This window comes from Lysinibacillus sp. UBA5994, assembly GCF_002429725.1.
Lineage (GTDB): Bacteria > Bacillota > Bacilli > Bacillales_A > Planococcaceae > Lysinibacillus > Lysinibacillus capsici.
Genome location: NZ_DJAU01000057.1, coordinates 75172 through 88742 on the forward strand (window position 1 = coordinate 75172; position 13571 = coordinate 88742).

The window sequence follows — 13571 nt, forward strand, 5'->3', positions numbered from 1 at the left end:
ACAGATCTTTTGTAATGTTTTTGTAATATTTGAGGGTGCCAAAGAAAAAGGTAGGGAAAAAATTCCCTACCTATTGCTTCATCGACCTTAATGCTTGTATAGATAATCTCACTAACAAAATAGCACATAAAAATAAACCTAAATATGCCGCTGTGTTCAAATAGACCGCATAAGAATCGTGGATAAATTGTGAAATAGCTAAAAGAGCGACAGATATAATACCAAAAGTTATACCCACCAGCAGCAAAACAAATTGAGAAAACAAATGTGTAATAAAACGTGAATTATGTTCATCCGAAAAGACATCATGATGTAAAATGATTTTTCCGCTCTCAACTCGCTGAATGAGCTGATCGACTCTTCTAGGCATTTTACGCAAAGTCGGTATTAGCATAGATAATTCTTCTTGCAGCCGCTCCTTAGTTGCCATCGGTTCTTTAAAAGGCTTAAGGAAAGAGGCACGCATATATGTAGCAGAAAAATCCTTTGCCTCAGTAAAGATATCAAAACGTGGATCTATTACCCGTAATGTGCCATCTAACGTCACTAAGGAACGGAGAGCTAATCCCACTGCTGGATAGAATGCAAGTCCAAAATCTCTTACCACTGTAAATAGCGCGTGAATTAATTCTTCAGTAGGTATACGGTCAACATAGGAAATTTTCAGTAAAATTTGGTCGATTGCCTGCTCCATTCTCCCACGTTCTGCATGATCAGCATTTTCCACTAATAATGTTAAACCATCATATAAAACGCTTGAATCATTTAGTTGAATGCCCATCAAAAATAACTTTAAGCCTTCTTGCTGTGTTGCACCTAAACGTCCTACTGCGCCAAAGTCAAGCAAGACTGGTGTTCCATCTGTTTCATCGATATGGATATTTCCCGGATGTGGGTCTGCATGAAAAATACCAGAGAATAGCATCTGCTCAAAAAATGAGTAGAGTACGGTTCTTGCAAATTGCCTACGATCAATCGACAAACGATTAAATTCAGATGCCCCCTCTGCCACACTTTGTCCACGAATATACTCCATCACAATAACATTTTCATTACTGTAAGGCGTAAATATTTTAGGAATTCGAACCTTGTAATCGCTTTTCGCCAGTGCATTCTTCACCTGTAGCGTATTACGTACTTCAATATCTAAATGAATCTCCTCACGTAGCCCCTCTGCAAATCCCCCAGCCAACTCTCGAAAGCCTAATGATTCTGCCCAGGTTGATTTTGTGGATAGCCAATTAGCAAATTCCTCTAAAATTTCAAGGTCATCGCGCATAATTCCCTTTACTTCTGGACGCAATAGCTTGACTACCACCTCTTCATAATTTTTAAGCCTTGCTTTATGCACTTGGCCAATAGAGGCTGCTGCAATGGGTTCCATTTGAAATTGGCTAAATATTTCGTCCATTGATTGCGGAAGAGATCTCTCTAAAATTTGTTTCACTTGCTCCTCTGATAAAGGCCTTACTCGGTGTTGAAGCCTTTCTAATTCATCAATAAAAATAGGTGAAAAAAGCTCTTTTCGTGTGGAAAGTACCTGGCCAAATTTGATGAAAATCCCACCACATTGTTCTAACGTTGCGCGCAAAGCAATTGCAAGTTCTTTTTCATTTTCTCGTTGCCTCGCAAATTTAATCGTTTGTACGACACCGTTTGTAACAGCAATTTTTAATACCTGACGCAGGCGTTTCTGCTGTCGCCAATAGCTACGCAATCGCAATAGTAAAGATTTTTGGCCGTGACGGCGATCTCCATTCGTAATGCCACTAGGGTCAAAAAGCTCAAATACCAAATAAAGCAACATCGAAATTAGTAGCATACTACCGATCCAAATTAGTGTGCTTACCTCAGTTACTGTTTGCATCATCGTTTCTGATAAAAAATCTGTATGGCGTAGATAAGAATACCAGTACACAAAAGAGGTTAATGTCACACTAATAACGACTGACAGCACTCTTCGCACAAAATTAATATTCGAGCCAATTAATCGTCCACTCACAATATAAATCAAACCCGATACTATGAGGATTTGGGTTAAAAATTTCAAAAAGATCAATATGTCACCCCCTGTGCCATTTCCATTTCCTACTACCGTTAGTATAGCAAATTTGTGCATCAACTTTCTTGAACGAGGAACACCACAGAAAATTTATTAATTTGGCACCTTGATAATATACCCTTTAGGGTATATTATTTATTTGTAGTATTCAAACTACATAATTCTCCTATTTTTAGAAACAAAACCTTTATTTAAGAGACTCTAAATACCCCATTATGTATTTACTATGAAAAGGAGTGTTTACATTGAGTAAAAAATTTTTAATAGTCGGCGGCGTTGCAGGTGGTGCATCCACAGCGGCTCGTCTTCGTCGTCTAGATGAAAAGGCAGAAATTATTATATTTGAAAAGGGGCCGAATGTTTCATTCTCTAATTGTTCTCTCCCCTTCCATTTAAGCGGGATTGTTGAAAATAGCGACAAATTAATTTTAATGACGCCTCAAGGCTTCCAAACAAAATACAATATAGAGGCTCGTGTTCAGCAAGAAGTTGTACGTATTAACAGAGAGCAAAAAACCATCACCATTAAGGATTTAAAAACGAATAGAGATTATGAGGAAAGTTACGATACGTTAATTTTATCCCCAGGAGCAAGTCCTATCGTCCCTGACTTAGAGGGCATTCATTCTAAGCACGTCTTTACCATTAGAAACGTGGCTGATATTGACCGTTTAAATTGGTATCTACAAACAGATAATGTACAGGATATTGCCGTGGTCGGCGGAGGCTTCATTGGTGTAGAGGTAGCAGAAAATTTGAAGCTAGCAGGCTATAATGTATCTCTAGTTGAATTTGGCCAACAAATTATGGTCCCTTTTGATTATGATATGGCTCAAATCTTACACAAGGAAATGACTGATAAAGGGGTTCAAGTTATTGTCAATGACGGTCTTGCAAAGGTTACACCAAATAATGTGACGTTGAACTCAGGCAAACAATTGAAAGCCCAAGCAGTAGTATTAGCAATTGGCGTTCGACCTGAAATCCGCTTAGCCAAAGAGGCCGGGCTAACAATTGGTGAACTCGGAGGTATTCAAGTTGATGCAAATTACGTGACGTCTGATCCTTCCATATATGCTGTGGGAGATGCGATTGAAGTATTCCATCAGCTTACCCATAAACAGACGCGCCTTGCTTTAGCCGGTCCCGCTCAACGACAAGCACGTGCAGCAGCTAATCATATGTATAACATCCCTCATCACAACAAAGGAGTCATTGGATCTTCAAGCGTACAAATTTTCGATCTCGTATGCGCGACAACAGGTTTGAACGAAAAAACAGCCCTAGCAAATGGCTTTCAAGCAAAAAGTGTTTATTTGATAGCTCCAGACAAAGTAGGACTAATGCCAAATAGTAATCCACTTCACTTTAAGCTCGTTTATGAAACACCGACGGGTAAAATACTAGGGGCTCAAGCAATAGGTAAAGGTAATGCAGATAAGAGGATTGATGTTATAGCTACCCTCATCACAATGGGCGGTACATTAGAAGATTTAAAGGAGCTAGAGTTATCCTATTCTCCAATGTTTAACACTGCCCGTGATATTGTTAATTTGGCAGCTCTTGTAGCTCAAAATCTATTACACGGACACTTTAAGCAGGTAAAAGTTGATGAAGTAAGGGAACTCATTGAAAATCAAGCCTTTTTCTTAGACGTTCGTGAAAAAAATGAATTTGAATCCGGTCACCTTATCAATGCACACAATATTCCTCTAAGTGAACTTCGGGAAAGAATGGATGAAATTCCGAAGGATCAAGCAGTGTATGTGCATTGCCGATCTGGTCAACGTAGCTATAATGCTGTTATGGCCCTTCAAAATAGCGGTTTTTCTAACGTCTTTAATGTAAGTGGGTCATTCCTAGGGATTTGCTTATACGAATATTTTACAGATATCACAACGAACAGAGATAAAATAGTAACTGCTTATAATTTTAAATAAGTTAAAGGGATGCCAATTATCAGCATCCCTTTTCTTCGTTAATTTGTAGACAAAACTTTTTCCCAGTCAATCGTACCATTTTTAACTTGTTCACGTTTTTCCTTAGTCATGATGTCATTTGGACGCCCGCCTTTTGGCCAATCTTTTTCATGGTTTGCCCACTCTGGACGATCTTGCGATAAAATAAAGGCAGCTAAATCTGCAGCTTCTTGATCTGTTAATGTTCCCGCTGCACCTATCGGCATATTATTTTGAATATAGCCAGCCATTTTTGACATACGTGCCATACCTGCGCCATCATTAAATGAATTATCTCCCCATAAAGCTGGGCCAGTATTAGCACCAGTTCCTGCGCCATCAGCTGCATGACAGGCTATACAGGACTGTGCATAAAGCTCCTCACCATCTGCAACATTTGGAATCGGCACATTCTTCATATCACTTGTGCCCGCCCATTCACGTTTTGCTCCAATCGGAACACCTTCAGAAATATAAGCGAAATACGCCACCATAGCCTCTAGTTCATCACTATTCATTTCGAATTTTTTACCATTCATACTCCGAACCATACAGCCATTAATCCGTTCTTCTATTGTAACTACACCACCTGAGCGTCCAATATACTGTGGATAATTTGCCATTACACCTACTAATGATGAGGCTTGCTCGTCATAGCCAGCACCGGCATGACAGCTTGTGCAAGATAATTGGTTGCCCACATATTCATCTGCCGCAACATGTGTGTTATTAACAAGTTCATAGCCCGTTAATATTGCTTCTTTCATTGGACCATCTGGTACTTCTTCAATACTTGGCGGAGCATAGACCACTGACTGAGCAGCTGCTGTTGTTGGTATTTGTGTTTGCACTGTCGCTTCTTTCTCACTCACATTCGAATCAACTGTAATTTTGTCACTGACAAACGTCCCAACAAAAATGGCGCCTGCTAACAGTACTGTTCCTGCTACTCCTGCTACTATAGGTTTCATCTATAATACCCCCCTTTGTATTCTCACTTATATTTTAGCAACATAACAATTTATTGGATGTGATTTTTCTCACACTACCATAAAATAGAACCATTCAGATGATAAAAAAGGATAAATTATACATTTTATTTTGTTCTATAACACAGAAAACAAGACTTAATACCTCTTGCAGTATTCATTTGTTCGAAAAAAAAAGCGTCAAGTACACATACGCACTCGACACCTTTAAAGCCTTTTATAGTTTACACTGTCCATCAGCACATACCGATTCTCCATTACCATTTATCATTATCGTTGGCTGAATACCAGCTATTTCTGCAGCTTGATGCAAAGTTCGCACAAACACTTCATTCGGCTCAGCCCCTTTAATACCATAACGATTTTCAAATACAAAGAACGGTACACTTTGTACGCCAAGTTGCTGTGCTTCATAGCGATCCTTGTCTAGCTCTTCACTAAAATCAGTTGAAGCTAATATTCCCGCTGCAACTTCTCTATCCAAATCTAATTGCGCAATAACTTTTAATAAGAACTCATCTTTATTCAAATCTTCACCATCTTTAAAATAACCAGCCATTAGTGCTTCCGTATAAGCTGTCGCTTTACCAAATTGCTGCGTCCATTTAGCTAAACGATGAGCCTTTTCTGTATGCGCTGTTTTCATCTTAGCAAAATCATAATGCAAACCAACTTCCGTTGCTCTCGTAGCTATACCCTCGACCATATCTTTCACTTCATCTAGCGTGACATCATACTTTTTAGCCAGCGCCTCATAAAAAGAGGGTGCATTCACTTTCGGGATATCTGGGCCTATTTGAAATGCTTTATATTCTATTTCCACTAATCCTGTATAGCCTGCGATGCCAATCGCCCGTTCCAGTTCTCGCTTGCCAATATAACAAAATGGACATGTAAAATCAGAGAAAACTTCAATTTTCATTACCATACCCCCTTATAATATATCCATCCAAATTTTAATAGCTGTTGCTAATATAAGAACCGCTAAAATAATTTGTAGGAATTTAGTATTTAACTTGCCCCCTATTCTCGCACCTAGAGGAGCAGCTATTAGACTAGCTACAATCAAGATGAGCGCTGGATAATATTCCACTTGCCCAGTCATTAATTTACCAATAGTTCCTCCTATTGAGGAGATAAACGTAATAGCAAGGCTTGACGCAATGGTCATACGAGTAGGGATTCCTAAGACCACAAGCATGATTGGTACTAATAAAAATCCACCAGCTGCCCCTACTATCCCGGAACCGATACCAACAACGAAAGCTAATAGGGCCGACAATGGTTTATTAAATGTAACAGCCTGCATCGGTTTATCATCAATTTGCTTTTTCGGTATGAACATCATCACAGCTGCAATCAATGCAAGGATTCCATAGACCATGTTAATACCAGACTCAGATAAAAATTTTGAACCGAAGCTACCCACAAAGCTTCCTGCTAATATGGCGCTCCCCATATAGATAATGAGTGATTTATTTAAATACCCACCTTTACGATAGACCCAAACACCTGAAAGAGCAGCAAAAAGTACCTGAATCGCACTTATTCCTGACACCTCATGTGCAGAAAAGGCCGCAAATCCTAGTAATGGCGGTATATATAGTAGCATCGGGAAATTAATGATGGCACCGCCAATACCTAACATCCCTGATACAAATGAACCGAGAAAACCAATAAGTAAAATGGTTAAGATCCATGCAATATCCATTTAGTTTTCCTTCTTTCTGGCTGTATTCAACAAAAGGAAAGAAGGGTTGTTCTACTGTAATAGACAACCCTCAATCAGCCCTATGCTTTCTGAATGAAAAATGTAATAACGCCAGCCTCTTCAGATTGATCTAAAATGATATGACCTCCTGCTTTTGCCCAAGCAGGAATATCCGCTAAAGCTCCTTTATCTGTCACCTGAACTTCTAAAACTTCCCCAGACTTTAGGGAATCTATTGCTTTTTTTGTCTTCACAATAGGCATTGGACAAGAAAGGCCTTTTGCATCTAGTTGTAAACTTGATTTCATCATATTCTCCTTCAACTCGACAAAAGTTGTAAGCGATTTTGCCGGTTCTTCTTGTTTTATATCTTCATGAAGGATGAGCGCCTTCAATTCACGAAATTTACATATAATAAGCATACATGCATACTCATTGCACTTTAGCATGTTTTATCGTACTGCACAGCGATTTGGTCCAATTTCCATTTCTGTTTGCTCATCTAACGCAGGTGTGATTTTCCCCATATTCACCTGACGAATTTCCTGATAAGCATTTGGTTGTGGAGGTAATTCATCTGTTACCACACGTCTAAATTCTTCTTCATCTTGAATATTTAATCCATGGTTTTGTACAAATAAATCCCCTAGTCGTCTAGCAACCGTCCCATCTTCACTCAGCTCATCAATAATCATAAAATGTGCTGGTAAGACAATAAGTTCATCAGACAATTCTCGATAACGCTTGTAAAGCGTGTCTCGTAAATCTCCAACCCAGTCATCAGCAAGGCCAGCTAAATCAGGACGTCCGATTGAATCGATAAATAAAATATCTCCTGTTAATAAATATTTGCTGTCAACAACAAATGAAGTAGAGCCTATCGTATGACCAGGAGAATAGATAGCTCCTACATCTATTTTTGATGCACCGATTTGAACAGTCGTTCCATCAACTAATGGTGTATAGTGGAACACAACTTCCTCAGCGTCCTTAGGTGGCAAATAATAGGTTGCGCCTGTCATCTCTGCAATATGGCGCCCACCTGAAATGTGATCAGCATGTAAGTGTGTATCAAAAACATGTTTAATTTGGACATTTTTATGTTCTGCAAAATTTATAAACACATCTGTAAAACGTACAGCATCAATAATAGCTGCTTCACCTTCAGAAAGGACCATATAAGACAGACAGCCCTTTCCTAAGCGAACAAACTGATAAAGCTCACCACCGCCTGTTAAATCACCTACTTTAATTGGCTCTAAATATTCACTCCAGGATTTCATACCTCCAGCTAAATAGGCAACCTCAATACCTGCCTCAGCTAACATTTCAGCAACCATTAAAGACGATCCTTCTTTAGCACAAACGACTAATACATCTTTATCAGTTGGGATATTCGGTAAAATATTATCAATACCATCTAACAGTTCAAAATACGGTATATTTAAGTACTCAAAACGATGTCCATCGATTTTCCAATCTTCGAATGCATCCGCATTACGAACATCTAAAATAAACAACTCTTCATTGTGAATAACCTTTTTAGCTACTTGTGACGCGCTCCATTTTTGAATTGACATCTCTTTTACCCCCATTGGTATTGTTTTTATGTTTTTTATAGCGGAGAGGGGTGCCCTCTCCGCTTTTATAGGTAGGTCACTAGAATGTAAGTGACGGTGCTGCGTCTTTCGCGAATTCTAGGAACGTTACGGCTCCTCCCACTTCAATACCCTCAATGAAATCTTCAGTAGTTAAACCCATAACATCCATCGTCATCTGACAAGCAATAAATTTCACACCTAATTCTTGTGCCATTTCCACTAGTTGAGGAATAGCTGGCACATTTGCTTTTGTAAACCCTTCAGCATAGTGTTCTGCTCCAGCTGGCATTGGTAATGCATGCATACCTTGCTTATGAATTAAATTCAAACCTTCAAATGTAAAGAAGATAGCTACCTCTTTCTCAGAAGCTGCCGCAGCTGTTGCGATATTAAATACCTTATACGCATCAAATAAACCACCGTTACTTGCAATGATTGCTACTTTGTTCGACATAATAAAATTCCTCCAATTTAAATGTTTTTTGTTAAATCGCCTGACCAGGATGTCATACCTGGTAAGACGTTAAATACTTTCGTAAAACCATGTGAAGCCAGCTTTTGCGCAGCCATGTCACTGCGTTTTCCAGTACGACAAATAACATATATCTCCTGCTCTTTATCAAGCTCAGAAAGTCGTGTCTCCAGTTCGCCCATTGGTATCGATTTTGCTCCCGCAATATGCCCAAAAGCGAATTCCGCTTCCTCACGTACATCTAGAATTAATCCTTTACGACTTGTGATTTGCTCTAAATCAATTGTTTGATCAAACGTCATTTCTTCTATTTGGTCGTTTGTACATTTACGAATATAGTGTTTCAGTACACCATCATCTTCTAAAGTACCAATATACTGATGACCTACAGTTTCAGCCCATGCCGCAATATCAGCTTTAGATCCTTTGTCAGTCGCAGCTACTTCTAAAATTTGACCATCTACTAAATCAGCCATCGCTTTTTTTGTTTTCACAATCGGCATCGGGCAAGAAAGACCCTTGGCATCTAGCTGAAAATCCGCCTTCATACTTTTCACAACCTCCATATACCTATAAGGGTATTATTTTAATCAAAAAAATATAGATTTAACCTATTACTGTACTTTTCCCTCCCAAGCTAACATACCACCAATCATGTTAGTTACATTAAAGCCATTACTTTCTAATAGTTGAGTAGCCCGAGCACTTCGTCCACCTGATCGACAAACCATAATATACGACTCCCTCTTATTTAATTCAGGTAGTCGAAACTCTAATAAACCTAGCGGGATATGAATAATGCCCGGGATGTGGCCAGCCTCTACTTCATCTACCTCTCGCACATCAATAAGATTCAGCTTCCCTCCTTGCTCCATCGTTTGTTGAACTTCTTTTGCTGTAATTTCTTTCACTTTTTTCTCCTCCTAGTATGCACTCATTCCACCACGAACATTAGAAACACGCTCAAAACCTTGCTTTTTAAGTTGGTTACAAGCCTGACTACTTCGCATACCACTCTGACAAATAACTATGATCTCTTTATCCTTCGGAAGGTTTTTAAAGCTCGACCCAAGCGGAACATTTTTAAATTGCGAGATATGCCGACCTTTATACTCAGCAGGCGTGCGTACATCGATAAATATCTTATCCTTATCATTCAGCATATCTTTTAATTGGGCTGTAGAAATTGATTGAACGCCCTTCGCTGGCTTCATTCGCCAAACGAAAAAGGCTGCCACAAGCGCGATAATAATCCATATTTCCATATGACCAGTCCTCCTTTTTATACGATTATGGGTATATCAAGTTATCGACTTTTCACGACCAAGTCCATCGCCTCTTGGATAGCAGCATTCATTTTTTCAGCATTGCCTTCAGCAGTCGATACACAATCTAATAAATTTTCACTTACAATGACACCAATCGTCCGGTCAACAGCAGAACGCACGGCAGATAGCTGTGTAATCACATCTTTACAACTTTGACCTTCTTCCATCATGCGTAAAATACCCCGCATTTGACCTTCCATACGTTTCACACGATTTGCAGTGTTTGAGCCATACGCCATTCTGTTATGCCCCCTTTCAAACGATAGATTGAACTTCCTTACGAGATTTATATTATACCCCTATAGGTATGTTGTCAACATAAAGCTTCTATCTTTTTTAAAATGCTGCAATTGCGAGTTACAATGTTCTCCCTATCGCTTTAACCTCATCTATCTGCTTCCTTATTATTTCAACAAAAAACCCTGCTACGAGTTATTACTCATAGCAGGGAGTTTATTTTTATTTAGCTAATTGCATGGCTGGCCCAAAGAATTCATAGTGAATTTTTTCATCTTTCACGCCAATTTCCTGTAAATTTTTAATAACCGCTTCCATAAAGCCTACAGGGCCACATACATATACATCTGCATTATCAGCTACTTTTTCAGCCAACAATTCTTTTGTAATAAGCTTGTCTTCATCAGAGTATAAAGCTGTATAGGATGCATTCGGTAAGACGTTTACTTTCTTTTGAATGTCATCACTGAACGCTACAACCTTCTCATTACGAGCACATTGGATAAAGTTCACTTCATTCACTGCATTATCATTTAGAGATTGCAGCATACTGTTTAAAGGTGTTACACCGATACCGCCACTTACAAATGTAATTGGTGCAGCCGTTTCTTCTAACACAAATAATCCGGCTGGAGCACTTACATCTACCAAATCTCCAACTTGTAATTGATCATGAATATAATTTGACACTTTACCATTTGGCGTATGATCACTTTCACGTTTCACCGAAATACGATAGCCATCTTCTGCACTCGCTTGTGAAAGTGTATATTGACGGTTCATTAAATACTCTTCTCCTGGCACTTTCACTCGAATAGAGATGTATTGACCTGGTTCATAAGTTGGTAGTGGTGATCCATCTTCATTTACAAAATAAATAGAAGTTACTAAGTCACTTTCTACAACTTTTTTTGCCACTTTCAATGGTTTAAATAGACGCCAACCACCATTGTTCTCAGTTTTTTGGTATAACTCTTCTTCTACTTGAATGAAAATATCTGCGATAACGCCATAAGCCTCGGCCCATGCACCAATAATGTCATCAGTTGCTGCATCACCAAGTACTTCTTTAATCGCTTTTAATAAGTTTTCACCCACAATTGGGTAATGTTCAGGTAAAATTCCTAAACTACGGTGTTTATGTGCAATAAGCATTACGGCTGGTAAAATTGCTTCTAAGTTTTCAATATGAACTGCTGCAGCGTAAACAGTATTTGCTAATGCTGTTTGCTGACGGCCTTGTTCTTGGTTCGTGTGATTAAAAATATTTAGTAATTCTGGATGAGCTTGAAACATATTTTTGTAAAACGTCTTTGTGATTTCAACACCATGAACTTCTAATACAGGTACTGTCGCTTTAATAATTTGAATTGTTTCTTGTTTTAACATATCGCTTACCATCCTTTCGTGATTACAATATAACGCTTTCATTCTCTTAAAGCAATATATAAAATACATCTTTAACAAAATAGACATAATTAATGTATTTTAAATACATCTTTAAAAATAGGTTGTAGATATTATACTTCAATGTAAAAATGCTATAATTATTTTGAATTATAGAAAGTAGGGTGTTTAGATGCGCTTAACTTTATACACAGACTACTCTTTGCGCACACTTATTTATTTAGGCGCAAAGGAAGATGGTCAATTATCGACTATTCAAGAGATCTCAGATGCTTATAATATATCGAAAAACCATTTAATGAAGGTGACACACCAACTAGGGTTATTAGGTTACATTGAAACAATCCGTGGACGTGGCGGTGGAATTCGCCTTGCTATCGATCCAAAAACCATTACCATCGGTGAAATTGTTCGTCATACAGAAGAGGATTTTCATCTTGTAGAATGTTTCGATAAAGAAAATAACCTATGTAAAATAGCTCCAGAATGTCAATTAAAGGGTGTACTGTATGAAGCTTTGCAAGCCTATTTGAAAGTATTAGATCAATACACCTTGGACGATTTCCTTCATTCTAAGGAAAAATTAATGGCTCTACTGCTCGGTAAATAAAAATACCCGCTCAACATTTGTTGAACGGGTATTTTTTTTAGAAGTTTGCTTATAATTGCTTTGAAAAGAAAATCATATCCAATGCACGAATACCATTTTCATAAATTGGTTCTGGGTAATGACTGAAGTAGTCCTTTTCAATAGCCTCCATGCGAAAGCCTGCTTTTTGATAAAAAGCGATATTATCAATACTTGAGTTCGCCGTTCCAACTAATACCGTTTGATAACCATCCTTTTGACATTCTTCAGTGAGCTGTCGCAATATCTCTTTGCCTATTCCCTTCCCTTGATACTTTGGTACAATAGCAATATTCTTCAATTCAATTGTAGTATTAGTTTGAGGAATGACTAATGCCACTCCCACCAACAGTTCTCCACAATTAATTTTATATAATGTACCCTTATCTAAATATTTCCGAACTGCCACTTCACTCTCATCAGCTAATAAAAGCTGAGGTAAAAAGGCTTCTCGGTTTCCTTCTACCTTTTCTAGGGATGTTCGATAACGGACATAATCTTCTCGTTCAAAAACATTTAACACACATGGTTGCTTTTCCTTCACTTCTAACCACGAATGCTCCTCAGGATAATCTTTTTCCACCCCTAATCGAACAAAAGGTAGCTTTTCTTGTGCTTTTTGTGAACGGATATTAACCTTTCGGGCTCCTGCAAAAACACGTGATAATCCCAGCTCAAAAAACGCAATATCTAAAATAGCCGTTTTTGCTTCAAGATTATAGCCCTTCCCCCAAAATTGATAGCCAAGCCAAGAGCCGATATGACAGCTCTTTTTATGACGATCGATAAACATTAATGATGTCACACCAATGACTTGCCCCTCCTCATCTAAAATCACACGAGGGACGGTCTTACCTTCTTCTTCATCTATACGTTCACGCTTAATAAAATGAATTGTGTCTTCTACCTTGCCAGCAGGTAAGCCTAGGGCATCTCGAACCTGTGGCATAGAAGACAACGCATGCATAGCCTCAGCATACTTCACATCATGCCTTACTAACGTTACTGCCATCTTCTATTCCCCTTTATTTCTTAGGATTGAAAACTTATTCTTTATATATACTCCATATACTATAGATTATTCAAAAGCCTTGTTTTGCTAGTATAACTGAATATCCATCTACTTTATATAAATATAGAAAAATAAAAATTGAGAAAGTGAGCTTTTACTACACTTT

The 13571-nt window shown here is 38.4% G+C and carries 15 protein-coding genes; 2 read left to right on the forward strand and 13 right to left on the reverse strand.

The features are described from left to right. Positions 1 to 70: 70 nt before the first annotated feature. On the reverse strand, positions 71 to 2059 hold the full coding sequence (locus B3D98_RS19200) for an ABC1 kinase family protein (protein ID WP_288585343.1): 1989 nt from the start codon (positions 2057 to 2059) through the stop codon (positions 71 to 73). Positions 2060 to 2307: 248 nt separating this feature from the next. Here B3D98_RS19200 and B3D98_RS19205 point away from each other — a divergent pair, with 248 nt between their 5' ends. Beyond that, on the forward strand, positions 2308 to 4002 hold the full coding sequence (locus tag B3D98_RS19205; protein WP_103118919.1) for an FAD-dependent oxidoreductase: 1695 nt from the start codon (positions 2308 to 2310) through the stop codon (positions 4000 to 4002). Positions 4003 to 4040: 38 nt separating this feature from the next. On the opposite strand, the gene B3D98_RS19210 is transcribed toward B3D98_RS19205, so the two are convergent. From B3D98_RS19210 to hmpA, 11 genes are all read right to left on the reverse strand, one after another. After that, complete coding sequence (locus B3D98_RS19210) at positions 4041 to 4991, reverse strand: c-type cytochrome (RefSeq protein ID WP_004231872.1); 951 nt, start codon at positions 4989 to 4991, stop codon at positions 4041 to 4043. Between the two features lie 235 nt (positions 4992 to 5226). After that, entirely contained in the window at positions 5227 to 5931 is a 705-nt protein-coding gene (locus B3D98_RS19215; protein WP_054549636.1) for a DsbA family oxidoreductase, read from the reverse strand. A 12-nt stretch (positions 5932 to 5943) separates the two neighbouring features. Further along, positions 5944 to 6720 carry a sulfite exporter TauE/SafE family protein gene (locus B3D98_RS19220; protein WP_103118920.1) on the reverse strand — a complete coding sequence of 259 codons (777 nt, stop codon included), beginning with the start codon at positions 6718 to 6720 and terminating at the stop codon, positions 5944 to 5946. Between the two features lie 80 nt (positions 6721 to 6800). Continuing rightward, positions 6801 to 7031, reverse strand: a complete 231-nt coding sequence (locus tag B3D98_RS19225; protein WP_103119113.1) for a sulfurtransferase TusA family protein — start codon at positions 7029 to 7031, stop codon at positions 6801 to 6803. Between the two features lie 141 nt (positions 7032 to 7172). Next, positions 7173 to 8300, reverse strand: coding sequence for an MBL fold metallo-hydrolase (locus B3D98_RS19230; RefSeq protein WP_054549638.1), 1128 nt, complete (start codon positions 8298 to 8300; stop codon positions 7173 to 7175). Between the two features lie 79 nt (positions 8301 to 8379). Then, positions 8380 to 8775, reverse strand: a complete 396-nt coding sequence (locus B3D98_RS19235; protein WP_048394137.1) for a DsrE/DsrF/DrsH-like family protein — start codon at positions 8773 to 8775, stop codon at positions 8380 to 8382. Between the two features lie 17 nt (positions 8776 to 8792). Further along, positions 8793 to 9341 carry a sulfurtransferase TusA family protein gene (locus tag B3D98_RS19240; protein ID WP_048394135.1) on the reverse strand — a complete coding sequence of 183 codons (549 nt, stop codon included), beginning with the start codon at positions 9339 to 9341 and terminating at the stop codon, positions 8793 to 8795. Between the two features lie 66 nt (positions 9342 to 9407). Further along, complete coding sequence (locus tag B3D98_RS19245) at positions 9408 to 9704, reverse strand: rhodanese-like domain-containing protein (RefSeq protein WP_048394133.1); 297 nt, start codon at positions 9702 to 9704, stop codon at positions 9408 to 9410. 12 nt (positions 9705 to 9716) lie between these two features. Then, positions 9717 to 10058: a rhodanese-like domain-containing protein gene (locus B3D98_RS19250; protein ID WP_103118921.1), complete on the reverse strand. Its 342-nt coding sequence runs from the start codon at positions 10056 to 10058 to the stop codon at positions 9717 to 9719. A gap of 41 nt (positions 10059 to 10099) precedes the next feature. After that, positions 10100 to 10360 carry a metal-sensitive transcriptional regulator gene (locus B3D98_RS19255; RefSeq protein ID WP_048394130.1) on the reverse strand — a complete coding sequence of 87 codons (261 nt, stop codon included), beginning with the start codon at positions 10358 to 10360 and terminating at the stop codon, positions 10100 to 10102. Positions 10361 to 10580: 220 nt separating this feature from the next. Further along, positions 10581 to 11747 carry an NO-inducible flavohemoprotein gene (gene hmpA / locus B3D98_RS19260; RefSeq protein WP_054549641.1) on the reverse strand — a complete coding sequence of 389 codons (1167 nt, stop codon included), beginning with the start codon at positions 11745 to 11747 and terminating at the stop codon, positions 10581 to 10583. Between the two features lie 190 nt (positions 11748 to 11937). Here hmpA and B3D98_RS19265 point away from each other — a divergent pair, with 190 nt between their 5' ends. Continuing rightward, on the forward strand, positions 11938 to 12375 hold the full coding sequence (locus B3D98_RS19265; RefSeq protein ID WP_048394127.1) for an Rrf2 family transcriptional regulator: 438 nt from the start codon (positions 11938 to 11940) through the stop codon (positions 12373 to 12375). Between the two features lie 49 nt (positions 12376 to 12424). Here B3D98_RS19265 and B3D98_RS19270 read toward each other — a convergent pair whose 3' ends face one another. Beyond that, complete coding sequence (locus tag B3D98_RS19270) at positions 12425 to 13405, reverse strand: GNAT family N-acetyltransferase (protein WP_103118922.1); 981 nt, start codon at positions 13403 to 13405, stop codon at positions 12425 to 12427. Positions 13406 to 13571: the final 166 nt, after the last annotated feature.

What these genes read in the sequence shown, in the direction of transcription:
- B3D98_RS19210 (WP_004231872.1), bottom strand. Translation starts at nt 4,991, where the DNA reads ATGAAACCTATAGTAGCAGGAGTAGCAGGAACAGTACTGTTAGCAGGC.
- B3D98_RS19215 (WP_054549636.1), bottom strand. Translation starts at nt 5,931, where the DNA reads ATGAAAATTGAAGTTTTCTCTGATTTTACATGTCCATTTTGTTATATT.
- B3D98_RS19220 (WP_103118920.1), bottom strand. Translation starts at nt 6,720, where the DNA reads ATGGATATTGCATGGATCTTAACCATTTTACTTATTGGTTTTCTCGGT.
- B3D98_RS19225 (WP_103119113.1), bottom strand. Translation starts at nt 7,031, where the DNA reads ATGATGAAATCAAGTTTACAACTAGATGCAAAAGGCCTTTCTTGTCCA.
- B3D98_RS19230 (WP_054549638.1), bottom strand. Translation starts at nt 8,300, where the DNA reads ATGTCAATTCAAAAATGGAGCGCGTCACAAGTAGCTAAAAAGGTTATT.
- B3D98_RS19235 (WP_048394137.1), bottom strand. Translation starts at nt 8,775, where the DNA reads ATGTCGAACAAAGTAGCAATCATTGCAAGTAACGGTGGTTTATTTGAT.
- B3D98_RS19240 (WP_048394135.1), bottom strand. Translation starts at nt 9,341, where the DNA reads ATGAAGGCGGATTTTCAGCTAGATGCCAAGGGTCTTTCTTGCCCGATG.
- B3D98_RS19250 (WP_103118921.1), bottom strand. Translation starts at nt 10,058, where the DNA reads ATGGAAATATGGATTATTATCGCGCTTGTGGCAGCCTTTTTCGTTTGG.
- B3D98_RS19255 (WP_048394130.1), bottom strand. Translation starts at nt 10,360, where the DNA reads ATGGCGTATGGCTCAAACACTGCAAATCGTGTGAAACGTATGGAAGGT.
- hmpA (WP_054549641.1), bottom strand. Translation starts at nt 11,747, where the DNA reads ATGTTAAAACAAGAAACAATTCAAATTATTAAAGCGACAGTACCTGTA.
- B3D98_RS19265 (WP_048394127.1), top strand. Translation starts at nt 11,938, where the DNA reads ATGCGCTTAACTTTATACACAGACTACTCTTTGCGCACACTTATTTAT.
- B3D98_RS19270 (WP_103118922.1), bottom strand. Translation starts at nt 13,405, where the DNA reads ATGGCAGTAACGTTAGTAAGGCATGATGTGAAGTATGCTGAGGCTATG.